We start from the raw sequence: 16,950 nt of genomic DNA, 5'->3' as shown, positions 1-16,950 counted from the left end.
GACCGTGCCCCCGATCCGCCGCGTCGTGATCGCCGGAGCCGGGCAGGGCGGCGTGCACACCGCCGCCTCCCTGCGCCGCCTCGGCTACGACGGCGACCTGACCCTCGTCAGCGCCGAGTCGTCGCTGCCATACCAACGGCCGCCGCTGTCGAAAGCGTTCCTCCGGGACCCGGATCCGGCGCACATCGATTTCCACGACGCCGCGCATTATTCCGCTCTGGACACCCGACTCGTCCTCGGCGATCCGGTGCTCACTGTGGACTGTCCGAACCAGACACTCAGCCTGCGCTCCGGCGAAACTGTGCCTTACGACCATCTCGTGCTGGCCACCGGCTCCCGGCCGCGCCGGATCACCGACCTGGCGCACCTGCGCAACGTCTTCCATCTGCACGACCGGGACTCCTCGGCAGCGTTGGGCGAACAACTGCGCGAAGGCCGGTCGATGCTGCTGGCAGGCGGCGGTTTCATCGGCTTGGAGATCGCGAGTGCCGCCGTCGAACTGGGGTGCGCGGTCACCATCGTGGAGCAACTGCCGTCGATCCTCGCGCACGCGGTCCCGACGCAGGTCAGCGACTTCCTGCTGGACCGGCACCGCGCCCGCGGCGTCCAGTTCCGGCTCGGCCGCTCCGTGGTCGCGTTCACGATCGAAGGCGACCGGCTCGCCTCCGTGACCACGGATGACGGATCTGAGCTCGCCGCGGACGTCGTAGTCGTCGGCATCGGTTCGGCCCCGTGCACCGATTTGGCCGCACGCGCCGGGCTGAAAGCGGACGACGGCATCGTCGCCGACCCCCGGCTGCGCACCTCGGACCCGCACATCAGCGCCATCGGCGACTGCGTCCGGTTCCCCTTGGACGGCCGCCCGGTGCGGCTCACGTCCGTCCAGCACGCCATGGACTCGGCGCTGCACGTGGCCAAGCAGATCACCGGCCGCGACGCCCCGTACCGCCCGGTGCCCTGGTTCTGGACCGACCAAGCCGGGGTGAAGGTGCAGATGGCCGGCGCACCCCGCGCCGAACACGACCGCACCGAATTCCTCGCGGGCCCGTCCGATGCGGCCTTCGCTGTCCGGTCCTTCCTCGGCGACCGGTTCGTCGGCGGCGTGACGGTCGGGATGCCCCGCGAACACCTGGCCATGCGGCGCGAACTAGCCGCCCTCTGACCCGTCCGTCGCAGCCCCGCGTTGCCAGAGAAAGGAAAACCCCCGCCATGCGTTTCCCAGAATCGGCTCCCGCCAGCCGTCGCACCGTGCTCCGAATGGCCGGGGCTTCCCTGCTCGCCGCCGGCGCCGGCGGTCTGCTCGCCGCCTGCGGCGACGGCCCCTCGTCGGCCACCACCGGCGACGCCAAGGGCGCGGTCGCCCGGCCGACTCCGTTCCGCGTCGCCACCGCTCCCGGCGACAACTACTTCATCGACGCGGTCAACCTCGACCAGAAGCAGTTCGGCAAGTACAACCTCCAGGTCCCGAAGTTCCTGCACCCGTCCAGCGGCGTGCAGGGCATGCAGTTGCAGACGGCCGGGCAGATCGACGGGCAGATGCAGGACACGCTGCTCACGATGGCGACGTTCGCCAACTCGCGGCCGGGCGAGCGGCCGGTGATCATCGGGATGCGCATCCCGGAAACGACGTACTCGATCGTCGTCGGGAAGGGTTCCTGGCCGTCCGCCTCGGCGAGCTTCGCGGACAAAATGGCCGCGCTGAAAGGCAAAACGATCGGCGTCACCGCGATCGGCGCGGGCGCGGACAAGCAGCTGCGGCTCGCGCTGCGCCAAGGCGGCCTGTCCGACGGCGACGTCACCCCGCTCGCCGTCGGCCAGACCACGCCCGCGATCGCGCAGATGAACGCGGGCAAGATCGACGCGTACGTCGGCATCACCTTCGCCACCGCGCGGCTGATGGCCGAGCAGACCGGCGGCCGGGTCCTGATCGACTTCGCCGCGGCCGGAGTGCCGGACCTGTTGAGCAAACAGCAGGTCGACGTGCTCATCGCCCGCGAGGATTACGCGAAATCCCACGCGGACGCCTGCAAAGCCTGGCTGGCGGCGCAATGGGCGGCCAAGGACTGGATCCTGGCCAACCGGGACCAGGCCGCGGACCTGCTCAACACCGACAGCTTCGACGGGAAGGGCCTGGCCGTCTCGAAGCAGTACATCCAGCACTTCGCCGAGGTCGTCGTGCCGAAGCTGCAGCCGCAGTGGAAGGTGACGAAGGAGGCGATCGACCTGATGATCAAGGTCGCGGTCCAGACCGGTGCGGTGTCCGCCGGGCAGGTCGCCTACGAGACGGTGGTCGCGGACTTCGCCCGGGCCTGACTCCGTACGCGAAAGGGCGCCTTGAGGCAATTCCCTCAAGGCGCCCTTTCGTCACAGTGCGGAGAGGATGTCGCTGACCCGGTCCTTGGCGTCGCCGAAGAGCATCGCCGAGTTCTCCCGGAAGAACAGCGGGTTCTGCACACCCGCGTAGCCGGAAGCCATGGAACGCTTGAAAACGATCACGTTCTCGGCTTCCCACACGGTGAGGACCGGCATGCCCGCGATCGGGCTGCCCGGGTCCTCGGCCGCGGCCGGGTTGACGGTGTCGTTCGCGCCGATGACCAGCACCACGTCGGTGTCAGCGAAGTCGTCGTTGATCTCGTCCAGTTCCAGCACGATGTCGTACGGGACCTTGGCTTCGGCGAGGAGGACGTTCATGTGTCCGGGCAGGCGTCCGGCGACGGGGTGGATGCCGAAGCGGACCTCGATGCCCTTGTCACGCAGTTTCCGCGTCAGTTCCGCGACCCCGTACTGGGCTTGCGCGACCGCCATCCCGTAGCCCGGCGTGATGATCACCCGGGACGCACCGGTGAGCAATTCCGCCGCGCCTTCCGCGGTGATTTCCCGGTGCTCGCCGTAATCCTTGTCCCCGCTCGGTCCGGCTTCGATGCCGAAGCCGCCCGCGATCACGGAGATGAACGACCGGTTCATCGCCTTGCACATGATGTAGGACAGATACGCACCGGAGGAACCGACCAGCGCGCCGGTGATGATCAGCAGGTCGTTCTCCAGCAGGAAGCCCGACGCCGCCGCAGCCCAACCGCTGTAGCTGTTCAGCATGGACACGACCACGGGCATGTCGCCGCCGCCGATCGAGGCGACCAGATGCCACCCCAGCGCGAGCGCGAGCACGGTGACGACGATCAGCAGCCACAACGCCGGGCTGACGACGAACCAGGCGGTGAACGCCACGAACAACACCAGCGCACCGAGGTTCAGGAAGTTCTTGCCCGGCAGCATCAACGGCGCGGACTTCATCTTCGCCGACAGCTTCAGGTTCGCCACGATCGACCCGGTGAACGTCACCGCCCCGATGAACACGCCGATGAACACCTCGGCGTGGTGAATCCCCAACGTCCCCAACGCTTCCAGATGCCGCGATTCGGCGCCGGAAGGGTCGCATTCCACCTGGAGATACCCGTTCCAGCCCACCAGAACGGCGGCGAGACCGACGAACGAATGCAGCAGGGCGATCAGCTCGGGCATCCCGGTCATCTCGACCACTGCCGCCCGGCGCAGCCCGATTCCGGCGCCGATCACCATCGCGATGATCATCAACGCGATGGAAGTGCCGGTGATTTCCCCGGACACCGCTTGGGCGATGGTCGCGATCAGCGCGACGATCATCCCGGCGATGCCGAAATAGTTTCCGACTCGCGCGGTTTCGTGCCGGGAAAGCCCGGCCAGCGCGAGAATGAACAACAGCCCGGCCACGATGTAGGCGGCCTGGCTCGCAGTGTGCACAGTCATCTGAAGAAGGCCTCTCGGGTCAGCTGCGGGAGAACATGGCGAGCATCCGGCGCGTTACCGCGAAGCCGCCGAAAATGTTGATCGTCGCCAGCAATGTCGCCACCGCCGCCAGCACGACGACCACCGTGTTTCCGCTGACCAGATTCAGCAGAGCGCCCACGACGATGATCCCGGAAATCGCGTTCGTCACCGACATCAACGGCGTGTGCAGCGCGTGATGCACGTGCCCGATCACGTAATACCCGATCACGATCGCCAGCGCGAACACCGTCAGATGCGGCAGCAACGCCGCCGGGGCCAGCGCCGCCAGCAGCAGGAACACCGCCGCCACGCCCAAAACGAGCCCGAGCCGTCGGCCCGAGGACATCGGCTCCTTCTTCGGCTCTTCCTTCTTCTCCGGCGCCGCCGCGGGTTTCTGCGGAGCAGCCGAGACTTGCACCGGCGGTGGCGGCCACGTCAGCTCGCCGTTCTTCACCACCGTGATCGACCGGACCACCACGTCCTCGAAGTCCACGACCAGTTGGCCGTCCTTCTCCGGCGTCATCAGCTTCATCAGGTTGACCAGGTTGGTTCCGTAGAGCTGCGACGCCTGCGCCGGAAGCCGGCCCGCCAGATCCGTGTAGCCGAGGATCGTCACCCCGTTGTCCGTGACGACGCTTTCCCCGGCGACCGAACCCTCGACGTTCCCGCCGTTCGCCGCGGCCATGTCCACAATGACCGAACCGGCCTTCATCGACGCCACCATCTCGCCGGTGATGATCCGCGGCGCCGGACGGCCCGGGATCAACGCCGTCGTGACGATGATGTCTACCTCGCGGCACTGCGCTGCGTAGAGTTCCTTCTCGCGGGCCTTGTAGTCGTCGCCCATTTCCTTGGCGTAACCCGTCGCGGAGACTTCAGCGTTCGGGTCCTCGATGGACAGATACTCCCCGCCGAGGCTCTTCACCTGGTCCGCGACCTCCGGGCGCGGGTCCGTCGCCCGCACGATCGCCCCGAGGCTGCCTGCCGCGCCGATCGCCGCCAGCCCGGCGACACCGGCGCCTACGACCAGGACCTTCGCCGGGTTCACCTTCCCCGCCGCGGTCACCTGTCCGGTGAAGAACCGCCCGAACGTGTGCGCCGCCTCCACCACCGCGCGGTAACCAGCGATGTTCGCCATCGACGACAGCACGTCCAGCGACTGCGCCCGGCTGATCCGCGGCACCGCGTCCATTGCCAACGCCGTGATCGGCCGCTTCGCCAGGTCCTCCACCAGCTCCGGCTTCAACGCCGGGGCCAGCAGGCTCACCACCGTCGCCCCCGACTTCACCGCGTCCAGCTGCTCCGAGGACGGCGCGTTCACCCCGAACACGACGTCCGCCTCCGCGATCGACCCGGACGTCGCGCCCGCGTCCGCATACGCCTCGTCGAAGAACCCCGACGCCAGCCCCGCGCCCGGCTCCACCGTCACGTCATAACCCAGCCCGCGCAGCTTGCCCACCGTCTCCGGAGTCGCCGCGACGCGCGTCTCCCCCGGTTGTGCCTCCTTGAGCACCCCGATCAGCATGCTGTCTCCTTCCCGCTCGTTCGCGGAAGATCCGCCGGCCGGGCCTGACGGCGTTTTGGGTCGCCACCTGGTCCGACTTCGCCCGCTTCAGGTACAGATGCGCTGGATACTCCCATGCCGTCCAGCCTCCGGCAGCCAACCGGAGGCCCTTTTTCGACGGCAAGTGCGACGAGATCACAGTCATAGCCCTGGCCTATCGCAACACCCGCCGGCTGAGCCGCTCCCCCGCGCCGCGGGAACCTCCGGGCACGGCCGAGCCGGAAACCGCCGACTACCCGCTTGAACCGCGCGCCGCCCGCCACGCCGGTTCCCGCCTTCGCCGCCCGCCGCCGCGCCCCGGCCGGGATCGCGGAATCGATCGCCTGATCGATCACGACGTCCACAGTGATGTCCGCCACTTGACAACCGCCGTTTCCGGCTCGGCGACTCAACGGCGCAACCCGCTGCTCCGCTCGGAGCCGACTGCCGCGTACCGGGTCAGCATGGCCACCAGCTCGTCCTCGAACACGGGGAGATCGAGCGGCTCCGGCCCGGCGATCATCTTGTGCACGAGCAGTTCCACCGTGTGCACGATGATCCGCGCCGCCATGTCCACATTGGACACTTCCGGCCCGAGCAGACCGCGCACGTACGCGACCCGCTCCTCCTCGTACCGCGCGACCTGCTCCAGCAACTCCGCCGAGCGCGGGGCTTGTTCGGCCAGCACGCGCAACAGCTGCGGATCGTCGAGGTGATTCCGGATCGCGACGCGCACGAGTTCGCGGAGCGCACCGTCGAGCGAGTCCGGCGGTCCGGCGGTTTCCCGGTGGCGGCGCAGGGTTTCCGCGCCGGCGTCGAGATGCTGAGATGCCAACGCGACGAGGATGGCATCTTTGTTCGGGTAGTACTGATACAGCGCCCCGATCGACACCCGCGCCCGCTCCGCGATGCGGTTCGTGGTGCCCGCGGCGTAGCCCATCTCAGTGAAAACCCGCGCGGCTGCGGCGAGGATCCGCTTGCGGGTCAACTCGCCGCGCACCTGCCGCGGCTCCTTGCGCGGTTGCAGGCGCTTTCCGGGCATCTCCGCGGCCTCCTCCGGGGGTGAGCTTTTGCTCATAATAGGCCGGTGAGCAGGGCTGATGCCGGGATTGGCGCGGTTCCCGAGGGATGGGACGGCTCGTCGGCGGATTGCGGCTGTCTCGCGTTGCTGCCGCGTCCGGTTGAGTTACGGCTTCCCTGCGCCGAGGAGGGCCGGATTCCTCGCGCGGACTCGGATCCGCCGGGTGGCTCACCGCGCACGCGAATACCCGCCGCATGGACAAATCGGCCAGATTCCGCCTCACGGCTCACGGCTCACGGCTCACGGCTCACGGCTCACGGCTCACGGCTCACGGCTCACGGCCCAGATGAATCCACGGACGGGTCCGGCTGCCCAGCCCACTCGAGCGGCGCGTTCCGGCAAACCAGGCCCGCCTCCCCCAGTCGGGCAGACCTTCCGACGCATCCGGCCGCTTCGCCCGCCTCGCCCACCCCGGCTCCTCCAGCCGCTTCGCCCACCTCGCCGAATCGCCACTCCGCACCAATCTCGGCCCGCCTCTCGGCGTGAGGTCGCATCGCCACCCCCGCCACCTCGGCCCACCCCTCGGCATGAGGTCGCATCGCCACCCCCGCCACCTCGGCCCACCCCTCGGCATGAGGTCGCATCGCCACCCCCGCCAACCCCGGCCCGCCCCTCGGCGAGAGGCGGGCCGAGGTCCGGTCAGCGCCCGAGGCCGGGCAGTGGGGCCGTTCCTTCCTCGCGCACCGCGTCCAGCGCGCGCGGGTCCAGGTTCAGCAGCCGCAGGATCGTCGGCGCGATCTGGGTCGTCTCGACCGCTGCCGGGATCCGCGCCCCGTGCCCGCCGCCGACCACCAGCGGAACCGCGCGGTCGTCGGCAGCCGCGCCGCCGTGTTCGGCGATTTTCGAGTGGCCGCCGGTGTACACGACGCCGTGCTGGGCGATGCCGACTAGGTCCGGCACCCGCGGGTCGCCCGGGCGCACCCGGAAGTAGCGGGCGGCGTCGGCTCCGGCGTAGGCGGTCGTCAGGCCCGCGTGTGTGAACGGTTTCGGCGCGCCGGTGCTGCCGTTTCCGGTGCCTGACTGGGCCAGCAGGTACTGCCGGGCGAACGCCGCCGCCGACGGCGAGTGGTCGGTGAACCACAGCAGCATCGCGTCGTCATCGGTCGACTGGGCGACCAGGTCGGGCGCACCGGGATGCGCGGCCCGCCAGGCGGCGTTCAAACCGGCGAGCAGCGGGGCGTCGTCGATGCGGGTCAGCGCGTTCGGGTCGATCGGCGACTGGCCGTGTTTCGCGGAGAGGATCACGGTCGTCGAGCGGTCGAGGTGCCGGTTCCGAAGTTCGGCGGTGAACGCGCCGACCTGCCGGTCGACGAAGTCCAAAGCGGACTGCAGCACCGGGCCCGGGGTTCCGTCCGGACGGTATCCGCCGGGCTGGCCGCCGGAAAGCGGGAGCTTCTGCGCGGTCGAGACGGACTGGAAGTTCATGCCGAACACCCCGGGCGTACCGGCGCGAGTCTGTCCGCTGTGGTCGAAGCCGTCGATCTCGTTCAGGACGGCTTTGGCTTTGTAGCCGTCATAACGCTGGGTCGCGGAGTTGTCCTTCGTCCAGTCGCTGGAACCGGGAGCCTTGCTGTTGATCTCCGGAGTGAACAGGTCGTCGATGCCGCTGCCCGACGGGCCGTTGAGCATTTCGTACGCCGGATGCTTGTCCGACCAAGCGGTGCGCAACCCGGCCTGCCGCGCGACCTCGAACACGGTGTTCACCCGCAGATATTGGTGCGGGTAAACGGGTTTGCACGTCTTCGGGTCGACGGGCAACGCGGCCGGGTTGATCAGCGAACGCGGGTTGCCGGTCATCGCGAGCACGCCGTCGGGCAGGTTCGGCAGGCCTTGTCCGGCGTCGATGGCGTCCATGTTGCGGTCAAGATCCTCGGTGTAGTCCACTGTGGACCCGGGCTTCGCCCCGGCGCAGGACGTCGTGCCCGCCGGGAGCAAATCCCGGTTGTAGGTGGCGTCGTAGTAGATCCCGGTGCTCGCGGGGTTGCCGCCGGTCACTTGCGCGACCATGCCGGGGAACGAATCCGACGGCACCGGCGTGTTCGCGTGCGCGTATTCGGTGCCGTGCGCCGCGAGCGCGGCCAGCGCGGACCCGGGGTGGGTGCGCGTGTACCAGTCCAGGTCCGACTGGTGGAGACCGTCGACCGAAAGCAGCAGCACATGCTCGGTGCGCACCGGCGCGGCCAGCGCGGGCACGGCCGCCGCGACAGTACCGGCCGCGGCCATCGCCGCCACGGCACGCCAACGAATTCTCGACACAGGAGTCCTCCTAGTCCCTGCCGCCCGACACGGCGACCGGCGTATTCCAGGCCGCGCACAAAGACAAGGGAAAACCGCCGGAGAAACAGAAGATGAACGCTCTCGCCGGGCCGAGGCACAGATTTCCGTACCGGGAAGGAAACCGTTTTCAGACGCAGCGGACGCAATTCGCCTGATTCGTTCATCGGGACGGATACCCGGCGGACGCCCGCCAGAGTGCTTGCGCCTTGCCAGCACTTGTGGTCCACTGAAAGTGCTTGCAGATCGAAATCACTACGAAGGGACCGGTCATGATCCGTCGAGTGCTCGCCCAGTGCACCGTCTCCGACCTCGCGCGGGCCGAGGCTTGGTACGCGGCCCTGTTCGACCGCGCCCCGGACGCCCGCCCGATGCCCGGCCTGCTCGAATGGCACCTCGGCGACACTTTCGGGCTGCAGGTGTGGTCCGAACCCGACCGAGCCGGACGGTCGACAGTCGTCCTGGAGGAAACAGACCTCGACGCGGCCGCCGCCCACGCGACAACGGCCGGAGCGCCCCACGACGGCCCGCAACCTGGTGGCGGCGCGCGCATCCTGCCGCTCACCGATCCGGACGGGAACCGCGTGGTTTTCACCGGGAAGTGAGCCAGGCAGGCGATTCCCGCTGCGATTTCTCAGCAGCGCCGAGGTTCTCTCCTGCCGATGGACCGGGCGCACGTTGCCGAGGTCCGTGAAGGACTCCTTGAGGGAACCTAATTCCTTCAAGGAGCCCTTCACGGACCTCGGCCGGGAGCGCACCCGCCGGGAAAGCCGCGCCGGAGACCGGTTGACCGACGGGCCCGCACCGGCCTAGTCTCGCGATTAGAGCGATCACTCTAGTCGCGAGATCCGAGGGAGGTCCGATGCCGCGCGTGGAACTGTCCGCCGGGCCGATCGACTACGACGACACCGGCGGGACCGGTCCGGCGCTGGTCTTCGGGCACGGGTTTCCGATGTCCGGCACGCAGTGGCGCAAGGTCGTCCCGCTGCTGGCCGGCTACCGCTGCGTCCTGCCGACTCTTCCGCTCGGCGCCCACCGCGCGCCGATGCGGCCCGGCGCTGATCTCACGCAGTTCGGCGTCGCCCGGCTGCTCGGCGAATTCCTCGATGCGCTCGACCTCCACGACGCGACAATCGTGCTCAACGACTGGGGCGGCGGCCAATTCCTCGTCGCCGACGGGATGGCACCGGCCGAGCACGTCGCCCGGGTCGCCCGGGTCGGCCGGCTCGCGCTCGTCGCCTGCGAGGCCTTCGACAACTTCCCGCCCAAGCCCGCGCGCCCGGCCGTCAAGCTGCTCCGGCTCCCCGGCGGGCCGTGGCTGCACGCCCAAGCCACCCGGACGTCGTTCTACCGGCACGCCAAATCCGCGTACGGTGGGATGTGCGAAAGCCGCATCCCGGACGACATTCTCGACGGCTGGTTCACTCCGGCGTTGCGGGACAAGGACATCCGCCGGGATCTGGTCAAATTCGCCACCGGAACCCCGCCGCGGCACGAACTGCTCGCGTGGACCGAACGGTTGCGGACGTTCGACCGGCCGGTCCTGGTCGTCTGGGCGGGCAAGGACCGGATGATGCCCGCCGACCACGGGCGACGGCTCGCTGACCTGTTCCCGGACAGCCGGTTGGTCGAGATCCCCGACAGCGGCACGCTGATTCCCGAGGACCAGCCGGAGCGACTGGCCAAGGAGCTGACCGCATTCCTCACCGAAACCGAAACCGGAGCCGCGCCAGCCTGAAACTCGTGCCACAAGCGGAAAATAAACCTCAGGCCGAAACTGTCAACGGAAAACGCACTCCAGTCAACTCCTCGGACACCGTCCACAAGCGACGCGCCGCCGCCTCGTCCCGGGCTTTCGCCGACCGCCCAACCAGTTTCGGCGCACTGCGGTTCTGCAAGAAACCACGCGGACCCGCGAAGCTGTTGCCAGGAACATCCGCCAACGCCGCGTAAAGCGTAGGCCGCGCCCCTTCCTCCGAAGTCTGCGCCACCAGCCGGACACCAGCCTTAGCCAGCGACGACAACACTGGCGTCTCAACCTTCAACAGGTTCGTCGCCGCCGTCCCAGGATGCGCCGCCATCGCCAGCACCGGCGAACCGACTTCGGTCAACCGCCGCTGAAGCTCGGCAGTGAACAACAGGTTCGCGAGCTTCGACTGCCCATACGCCGCCACCGCCCGGTACCTCCGGCGTTCCCAGTTCAGGTCGGCGAAATCGAGAGAACCGACCCGGTGCCCGTTCGACGAAACCGTCACCACCCGGCCCCGGATCCGCGGCAGAAGCAGGTTCGTGAGCGCGAAATGGCCGAGATGGTTGGTCCCGAACTGCGATTCGAACCCGTCCGCGGTGCGCGACAGCGGCGGGATCATGATGCCCGCGTTGTTGATCAGCAGGTCGATCGGCTCGGCGAACTCCGCGGCGAACGCGCGGACCGACGCCAGGTCGGCGAGGTCCAGCTGCCGGACTTCGACGTCGCCGGGCAGTTCCGAAGCAGCCTCGCGGCCGCTGCGCAGGTTGCGCACCGCGAGCACCACCCGCGCGCCCTTGGCTGCCAGCGCCGCGGCTGTCGCGCGGCCTAATCCGCTGTTCGCACCGGTGATCACGGCGGTGCGGCCGGTCTGGTTTTCCGCGAGAGCGTCCATGCCCCCAAAGTAGGCACCGGCAACAATGTTGTCAACGGAAACATGCTGCTAGACTGACCGGGTGCCCGACCAGTCCGACGACCGTCCCTATCACCACGGCAGCCTCCGCACCGCCTTGCTCGACGCGGCAGAACGCGGGTTGCGCGCGCACGGAGCCGATCAGCTGTCGCTGCGCGACCTCGCCAGGGAGATCGGCGTCAGCCACGCCGCGCCGCGCCGGCATTTTCCGGATCGGCAGGCCTTGCTCGACGCGCTCGCGGAAGCCGGATTCGCACGGCTGGACAATGCGTTGCGCTCCGCGCTGAAGACCGCAGACGACTTTCCGGGTCGCGTACACGCGGCGGCCACGGCGTACACCCGCTTCGCCACCGAGAACTCCGCGCTGCTGGAACTGATGTACACCAGCAAGCATCGCCCCGGCGCATCGCGGATCGTGCAGGCCGCCGAGGCGCCGTTCGGGCTGATGAACGACCTGATCGTCGAGGGCCAGGAGCAAGGCGCCCTGCAGGACGGGCCGCCGCAGCGGATCGGAGTCGTGTTGTTCGCGACGCTGCAAGGAATCGCGACCCTCGGCAACGGCGACCTCGTTCCGCCGGAATTGCTCGACGGACTCGTCGACACCGCCGTCGAACAGTTCCTGCGCGGCGCTCGTCCATAACAAAACCGGTCGGCCAAGCGAATGCGGCGCCCGATTGGATACCGTGGGCAGCATGGCTGACCAACGACCGCTCGGCTTGCGAGAACGCAAGAAGCTCGACACGCGCAAAGCGCTGAGCGACGCCGCTGTGGCGCTGATGTACGAGAGAGGTCCAGACAACGTTGTCCGCGAGGACATCGCGGAGCGCGCCGGGGTGTCGCTGCGGACCTTCAGCAACTACTTCGCCACGAAATACGACGCGGTCGCCTACCGGCAAGAGCACCGGATCCGGCGCAGCGCACAGCTATTGCGGGAGCGACCGGCGCACGAACCGCTGTGGACCGCGCTCGCCGAAGCGCTCATCGAACCGTTGCGCGCCGACGGAGTCCCGTACGGCCAGCCGGCATCCGACCAGCTCAGCACGGTGCAAGCGTGGAGCGCGACGCCGGAAATGCGCACCGCGCTGGCCCGGGTCGAGACCGGCGATCTGGTCCGGGCGATCGCCGAACGCACCGGGACGCGGGTCGGCGAACTGTACCCGCAACTGGTGTCCGACATCGCGATCGCGGCGATGACCACCGTGCTGAACCGGTTCCTGGACGAGAGTCTGGAGAAGGCAGTGCCGATGACGCTGCGGGAGGCGTTCGCCTCGATTTCCCTCGGCCTCCCGCCGCGATAGTCAGCGCCGCGACGCCGCGGGCAGCGAGTTTTCCCTGCCGTGCGCGCGAAATTCCGCCCGCAGTGCATCTCGATCCGCTGCGGTGAGCGGCCGGTACGGGCTGGTCCGGCTCGGCGCGTACCAGACCCGGTCGTCCTCCCAGCCCTGCGCGCGCAACGGCGCTTTGTCGACCTTGCCGCTGCCGGTGACCGGGGCCTCGTCGATGATCCGCACGAACGTGGGTCGCCATTTCGTACCGAGATCCGGTTGCGCGGCAAGGAATTCGTCGAAGTCTTCCGGATCGAACACGGTATCCTCGGCGAGAATGACCGACGTCATCAGCAGGTCTCCGGTCTTCGGATCGGGCACGCCGTAGCAGTGCGCCACCGCGAACGCCGGGTAGCGGCCCAGAATCCGTTCGACCGGGGCGGTGCCGAAGTTCTCGCCGTCGACGCGGAGCCAGTCCGCGGCCCGGCCGGCGAAGTACAGGTAGCCGTCGCGGTCGCGGTAGCCGAGGTCGCCGGTCCAGAAGTCCTCGCCGCCGAATTTCAGCCGTTCGGCCATCGCGGCGGGATGCTTGTAGTAGCCCTCGAACGTTTTCCCGCGGCCGACCGCGACGATCTCGCCGGTCGCTTCCTCGGCGTTCAGCAGCAGCCCGTTCTCGTCGAACTCCGCGAGCGGGCATTCCCGGTTGTCCTGGTCGCGGATTTCCGCGCGCATTCCGGGCGCGGGGCGGCCCAGTGCGTTCGGGGGTGCGTCCGGTTCCGGCACGATGCGAAGCCCGCCTTCGCTGGAACCGTAGCCTTCCCGTACTTCGCAACCGAATCGACGGCGGAATTCGGCGGATTCGCCCGGCGCGGCTTCGGAGCCGAAGGCGACCTCCAGCCGGTTGTCGGCGTCGGTCGGCTGCTCCGGCTGCGCGACGACGTAGCTGAGCACGCGGCCGACGTAGTTGAAGTAAGTCACCCCGTGCGCGCGGAGGTCCGGGATGAACTGCGACGCGGAGAACTTCCGGACCAGCACGATCGTCGCGCCGACCTTCGCCGCGGCGGCGAGGTTCATCATGATCGCGTGGCCGTGGAACATCGGCAGGCACAGGTAGGTGACCGAATCGCGGTGCAGCGAGACGCGTTCGGCCAGCGCGTCGGTCAACCGGCCGAGGCGGCCGTTGCCGCAGATCACCGCCTTCGGCGTGCCGGTGGAGCCGGAGCTGAACAGCAGCAGGAAGATCGCCGCTGGGTCCGGCAGCGACGCGGGCAGGTCCGCGTCGGCGTGCGCGGCCAGCAGGTCCTGGTACTCCGCTGACTCCACGTCGAGGACGCGCCGGACAGTCGGCAACTCCAGGCGCGCGACCTCCTCGCCGTACAGCGGTTCGGTGACCAGCACGTCGACGTCCGTGTGGCTGATGTCCGCCGCCAGCTCCGCGCCGCGCCGGGTGGAATTGATGCCGATCAGGACGTCGCCGGTCACCGCGGCGGCGAGGATCCAGAACACGAAATCCGGCAGGTTCTGCAGCAGCACCCCGACGTGCCGCTGCGTCCGGCCAGGCCCCGGCTCGAAGGTGCGCAGCAGCGAAGCCCGCGCCGCCGCCTCGCGGACGACCTCGTCCCACGTCCAGCTTCGGCCTTCGAACCGCAGCCCGTCGTGCGTGTCCCCGCGCCGGGACCGGACGACTTCCGCGAACGTCTCCATCAGCGGTCCGCCGCGAGCACGATCGCGGAATGCGGCACCGGAGACCCGCCGGTGACGAGCACGTGCTCCACCGATTTCGAGGGCTGATTGACCGAGCTGCCGCGAATCAGCCGGACGCCCTCGGCGATCCCGTTGACCCCGTGGATATACCCCTCCCCCAACTGACCGCCGTGCGTGTTGACCGGCAGCCGTCCGTCGAGTTCGAGCGCGCCGCTGGCGATGAAGTCCTTCGCTTCGCCGCGGCCGCAAAATCCGTATTCCTCCAGCTGCAGCAACACCATCGGCGTGAAAGCGTCGTACAGAATCGCGGCGTCGATGCCTTCCGGACCCACGCCGGATTGCGCCCACAACTGCTCGGCGACCAGCTGCACCTCGGGCATTTCGTCGATGTCCTCCCGGTAATAGCTGCTCATCGAAATCTGTTGCGGCCCAACGCCTTGCGCCGCCCCGGCGATCACCGCGGGCGGATGCGGGAGATCACGCGCCCGTTCCGCGCTTACGATCACCAGCGCTTGCCCGCCGTCGCTTTCCTGACAGCAGTCGAGCAATCGCAATGGATCCGCGATCATCCGCGACGACTGATGATCTTCAAGTGTGATCGGCCGTTCGTGGAACCAAGCCTTCGGATTCACTGCCGCGTGTTTGCGCGAGAGCACCGAAACGCGGCCGAAGTCCTCGCTCGTCGCCCCGTATTTGTGCATGTACCGCCGCGCCAGAAAAGCTTCCTGCTGCGCGGGAGTGAGCAGGCCGTACGGATTGATCCAGTTCCGGTATTCCTGATCGGTATTCGCGGTGTAGGCGAACGGCGGCGGACCAGCCCCGAACCGGTGCCCGGAGCGTTCGTTGAACGCCCGGTACACCACGACGACGTCCGCGACCCCGGAGCTGACCGCGAGCGCCGCCTGCTGCACCGGCGCGCACGCCCCGCCACCGCCGTGCGGGATGCGGCTGAAGAACTTCAGCTGCGGAATCCCCAACGCGCGGGCGACCGCGATCTCCGGGTTGGTCTCCATGGTGAACAGCGCGAATCCGTCGACTTCCTCGACCGGGATCTGCGCGTCGGCGAGCGCCGCGAGGACGCATTCGCAAGCGAGTTGCCATTCGCTGCGGCCGGAATTCTTGCTGAACTCGGTCGCGCCGATCCCGGCGATCGCGGCCTGCCTCGCGAAACTCATGCTGCCACCGTCACTCGCGCCGACACGTGCACGCCGCGTTCATGACTTCCGGTGACTTTGATCGTCGTCGCGTCCTCAGTCACCTCGATGACTTCGCCGACGAAAGTGAGCGTGTCACCGGGAAACAGCGGCAGCCCGAGTCGCAGCGAGACATTGCGGATCCGGGTCGCCGGGCCGCGGACGTCGGTGACGTAGCGGTCGATGAACCCGTTGGTGGCGTTGATGCTGATGAAGACGTCCGGCATCCCGCGTTCGGCCGCCTTGCCCGGATCGTGGTGCACGTCCTCGAAATCCTGCGACGCGATCGCGGTCGCGACGATCGTGGTGCGGTCGAACGGGATCGCCAGCTCCGGCAGCCGGTCCCCAAGCGCCAGGGTCATCGGGTGTGCTCCTTCGGGTCTCGCGGCCACAGCTGCGGGAGGATCTCGCCGTGCGCGTGCTCGCTGAAGCCCACCTGCAGCGGCAGGCCCACTTCCAGCTGGTCGTGGTCGACTCCGGCGATGTCCGCGACCAGCCGGACGCCTTCCTCCAGATCGGCGAGGCCGACGGCGAGCGGGTAGTCGAACGCGGGGTCCTTCGGGTGGTACAGCACCGTCCAGCTGTGCAATATCGCGCGCCCGCTGGCGACGACCGTGTCCCACGCGAAGCTCCGGCACACCGGACACGCCGGGCCGGGCGGGTGCCGGAGAGCGCCGCACTCGGTGCAGCGCTGGATCTCCAGCCGTCCCTCGCGCGCGGCGGCGAAGAAGAACTGGTTGTCCTGGGTGATCGTGAGCCGCGGGACCGCGGTGTGCTCCCCCATCACGCGCTCCGCTCGGCCGGGCGGAACCGCAGGATGCGGAAGCGTTCGTCGACCAGCAGCTCGCCCGCGTCGTCCACATAGTGCTTGCGCAGCGTGACGAAATGGCCGTAGCCGAGCGCGGTTCGCTTGGCCTCCGAGACGGCTTCGATGGTGAAATGGCAGGTCACGTGCGTGCCCGGGGTGATCTCGCGGACGTACTCCTGCTCGACGTCGGTGGCCACCACCGAGGTGTAGCCGGCCGCGTCGAGCACGCTCATCAGCCGCGAGTACGCGAAATCCTCCACCGTGCCCTCGCGGCGCAGCTCCTGGATCTCGCGGTAGCGCCGGTAGCCGGCCATGACCCAGGTCGAGCACATCGCGGGCGGCGCGATCACGCCGGGGCGGCCGGTCGCCTTCGCCGCGGCGTCGTCGACGTACACCGGGTTGCGGTCGTCGACCGCCTCGACCCAGTTGCGGATCATCGCCTCGTTCACCGCGTACCGGGCCACCCGCGGCGGCTCGGCCTGCTGGCCGGTGAACTCGGCGAAGTCCGTCCGGAGACCGGTCATCACCCCTCCTTGAGCAAGCGTTTGGCAGGACGTTAGGAGCGCGCGGGAGGGCGGGCAAGCGAGAGTCCCGGTGGGCGGACGGGTCGTGAGTGGC

The 16,950-nt window shown here is 68.7% G+C and carries 16 protein-coding genes; 6 read left to right on the top strand and 10 right to left on the bottom strand.

The features are described from left to right. Positions 1-4: 4 nt before the first annotated feature. Both AB5I40_RS43915 and AB5I40_RS43910 read left to right on the top strand, forming a co-directional pair. Positions 5-1,162 carry an NAD(P)/FAD-dependent oxidoreductase gene (locus AB5I40_RS43915; protein ID WP_370936093.1) on the top strand — a complete coding sequence of 386 codons (1,158 nt, stop codon included), beginning with the start codon at positions 5-7 and terminating at the stop codon, positions 1,160-1,162. A gap of 95 nt (positions 1,163-1,257) precedes the next feature. Then, positions 1,258-2,313: an ABC transporter substrate-binding protein gene (locus tag AB5I40_RS43910; protein WP_370936092.1), complete on the top strand. Its 1,056-nt coding sequence runs from the start codon at positions 1,258-1,260 to the stop codon at positions 2,311-2,313. A 51-nt stretch (positions 2,314-2,364) separates the two neighbouring features. On the opposite strand, the gene pntB is transcribed toward AB5I40_RS43910, so the two are convergent. From pntB to AB5I40_RS43890, 4 genes are all read right to left on the bottom strand, one after another. Further along, positions 2,365-3,783, bottom strand: a complete 1,419-nt coding sequence (pntB, locus tag AB5I40_RS43905; protein WP_370936091.1) for a Re/Si-specific NAD(P)(+) transhydrogenase subunit beta — start codon at positions 3,781-3,783, stop codon at positions 2,365-2,367. Positions 3,784-3,802: 19 nt separating this feature from the next. Further along, complete coding sequence (locus AB5I40_RS43900) at positions 3,803-5,329, bottom strand: Re/Si-specific NAD(P)(+) transhydrogenase subunit alpha (protein ID WP_370936090.1); 1,527 nt, start codon at positions 5,327-5,329, stop codon at positions 3,803-3,805. A 427-nt stretch (positions 5,330-5,756) separates the two neighbouring features. After that, positions 5,757-6,389, bottom strand: a complete 633-nt coding sequence (locus tag AB5I40_RS43895; protein WP_370936089.1) for a TetR/AcrR family transcriptional regulator — start codon at positions 6,387-6,389, stop codon at positions 5,757-5,759. Positions 6,390-7,067: 678 nt separating this feature from the next. Next, on the bottom strand, positions 7,068-8,651 hold the full coding sequence (locus tag AB5I40_RS43890; protein ID WP_370940724.1) for an alkaline phosphatase family protein: 1,584 nt from the start codon (positions 8,649-8,651) through the stop codon (positions 7,068-7,070). Between the two features lie 323 nt (positions 8,652-8,974). On the opposite strand from AB5I40_RS43890, the gene AB5I40_RS43885 reads away from it, so the two are divergent. Both AB5I40_RS43885 and AB5I40_RS43880 read left to right on the top strand, forming a co-directional pair. After that, positions 8,975-9,307: a VOC family protein gene (locus tag AB5I40_RS43885; protein WP_370936088.1), complete on the top strand. Its 333-nt coding sequence runs from the start codon at positions 8,975-8,977 to the stop codon at positions 9,305-9,307. 257 nt (positions 9,308-9,564) lie between these two features. Next, on the top strand, positions 9,565-10,440 hold the full coding sequence (locus AB5I40_RS43880; protein WP_370936087.1) for an alpha/beta fold hydrolase: 876 nt from the start codon (positions 9,565-9,567) through the stop codon (positions 10,438-10,440). A gap of 28 nt (positions 10,441-10,468) precedes the next feature. Here the strand turns inward: AB5I40_RS43880 and AB5I40_RS43875 are convergent, their stop codons facing one another. Next, positions 10,469-11,344 carry an oxidoreductase gene (locus AB5I40_RS43875; RefSeq protein ID WP_370936086.1) on the bottom strand — a complete coding sequence of 292 codons (876 nt, stop codon included), beginning with the start codon at positions 11,342-11,344 and terminating at the stop codon, positions 10,469-10,471. Between the two features lie 61 nt (positions 11,345-11,405). On the opposite strand from AB5I40_RS43875, the gene AB5I40_RS43870 reads away from it, so the two are divergent. Both AB5I40_RS43870 and AB5I40_RS43865 read left to right on the top strand, forming a co-directional pair. After that, positions 11,406-12,002, top strand: coding sequence for a TetR/AcrR family transcriptional regulator (locus AB5I40_RS43870; RefSeq protein ID WP_370936085.1), 597 nt, complete (start codon positions 11,406-11,408; stop codon positions 12,000-12,002). 52 nt (positions 12,003-12,054) lie between these two features. Then, positions 12,055-12,660 (top strand): TetR/AcrR family transcriptional regulator, encoded by a 606-nt coding sequence (locus AB5I40_RS43865; RefSeq protein ID WP_370936084.1) that lies wholly within the window; start codon positions 12,055-12,057, stop codon positions 12,658-12,660. On the opposite strand, the gene AB5I40_RS43860 is transcribed toward AB5I40_RS43865, so the two are convergent. The 5 genes from AB5I40_RS43860 to AB5I40_RS43840 are packed head-to-tail and all read right to left on the bottom strand — an operon-like array spanning position 12,661 to position 16,856. Further along, positions 12,661-14,331 (bottom strand): AMP-binding protein, encoded by a 1,671-nt coding sequence (locus AB5I40_RS43860; protein ID WP_370936083.1) that lies wholly within the window; start codon positions 14,329-14,331, stop codon positions 12,661-12,663. Beyond that, positions 14,331-15,506 (bottom strand): lipid-transfer protein, encoded by a 1,176-nt coding sequence (locus AB5I40_RS43855; RefSeq protein WP_370936082.1) that lies wholly within the window; start codon positions 15,504-15,506, stop codon positions 14,331-14,333. Before AB5I40_RS43855 ends, AB5I40_RS43860 begins: the two co-directional genes overlap by 1 nt. Further along, positions 15,503-15,886 carry an acyl dehydratase gene (locus AB5I40_RS43850; RefSeq protein ID WP_370936081.1) on the bottom strand — a complete coding sequence of 128 codons (384 nt, stop codon included), beginning with the start codon at positions 15,884-15,886 and terminating at the stop codon, positions 15,503-15,505. The genes AB5I40_RS43855 and AB5I40_RS43850 overlap by 4 nt, the downstream gene beginning before the upstream one ends. Then, positions 15,883-16,308, bottom strand: coding sequence for a Zn-ribbon domain-containing OB-fold protein (locus AB5I40_RS43845; RefSeq protein ID WP_370936080.1), 426 nt, complete (start codon positions 16,306-16,308; stop codon positions 15,883-15,885). Before AB5I40_RS43845 ends, AB5I40_RS43850 begins: the two co-directional genes overlap by 4 nt. After that, entirely contained in the window at positions 16,308-16,856 is a 549-nt protein-coding gene (locus tag AB5I40_RS43840; protein WP_370936079.1) for a MaoC family dehydratase N-terminal domain-containing protein, read from the bottom strand. Before AB5I40_RS43840 ends, AB5I40_RS43845 begins: the two co-directional genes overlap by 1 nt. Positions 16,857-16,950 lie beyond the last annotated feature (94 nt).

Origin of the sequence: Amycolatopsis sp. cg13, from assembly GCF_041346965.1 — a bacterium.
In the GTDB taxonomy this organism is placed as follows: Bacteria; Actinomycetota; Actinomycetes; order Mycobacteriales; family Pseudonocardiaceae; genus Amycolatopsis.
This window is presented reverse-complemented; position numbering and strand designations above follow the sequence as displayed.

What these genes read in the sequence shown, in the direction of transcription:
- AB5I40_RS43855 (WP_370936082.1), bottom strand. Translation starts at nt 15,506, where the DNA reads ATGAGTTTCGCGAGGCAGGCCGCGATCGCCGGGATCGGCGCGACCGAG.
- AB5I40_RS43890 (WP_370940724.1), bottom strand. Translation starts at nt 8,651, where the DNA reads ATGGCCGCGGCCGGTACTGTCGCGGCGGCCGTGCCCGCGCTGGCCGCG.
- pntB (WP_370936091.1), bottom strand. Translation starts at nt 3,783, where the DNA reads ATGACTGTGCACACTGCGAGCCAGGCCGCCTACATCGTGGCCGGGCTG.
- AB5I40_RS43865 (WP_370936084.1), top strand. Translation starts at nt 12,055, where the DNA reads ATGGCTGACCAACGACCGCTCGGCTTGCGAGAACGCAAGAAGCTCGAC.
- AB5I40_RS43850 (WP_370936081.1), bottom strand. Translation starts at nt 15,886, where the DNA reads ATGACCCTGGCGCTTGGGGACCGGCTGCCGGAGCTGGCGATCCCGTTC.
- AB5I40_RS43875 (WP_370936086.1), bottom strand. Translation starts at nt 11,344, where the DNA reads ATGGACGCTCTCGCGGAAAACCAGACCGGCCGCACCGCCGTGATCACC.
- AB5I40_RS43900 (WP_370936090.1), bottom strand. Translation starts at nt 5,329, where the DNA reads ATGCTGATCGGGGTGCTCAAGGAGGCACAACCGGGGGAGACGCGCGTC.
- AB5I40_RS43880 (WP_370936087.1), top strand. Translation starts at nt 9,565, where the DNA reads ATGCCGCGCGTGGAACTGTCCGCCGGGCCGATCGACTACGACGACACC.
- AB5I40_RS43895 (WP_370936089.1), bottom strand. Translation starts at nt 6,389, where the DNA reads ATGCCCGGAAAGCGCCTGCAACCGCGCAAGGAGCCGCGGCAGGTGCGC.
- AB5I40_RS43840 (WP_370936079.1), bottom strand. Translation starts at nt 16,856, where the DNA reads ATGACCGGTCTCCGGACGGACTTCGCCGAGTTCACCGGCCAGCAGGCC.
- AB5I40_RS43885 (WP_370936088.1), top strand. Translation starts at nt 8,975, where the DNA reads ATGATCCGTCGAGTGCTCGCCCAGTGCACCGTCTCCGACCTCGCGCGG.
- AB5I40_RS43910 (WP_370936092.1), top strand. Translation starts at nt 1,258, where the DNA reads ATGGCCGGGGCTTCCCTGCTCGCCGCCGGCGCCGGCGGTCTGCTCGCC.
- AB5I40_RS43845 (WP_370936080.1), bottom strand. Translation starts at nt 16,308, where the DNA reads ATGGGGGAGCACACCGCGGTCCCGCGGCTCACGATCACCCAGGACAAC.
- AB5I40_RS43860 (WP_370936083.1), bottom strand. Translation starts at nt 14,331, where the DNA reads ATGGAGACGTTCGCGGAAGTCGTCCGGTCCCGGCGCGGGGACACGCAC.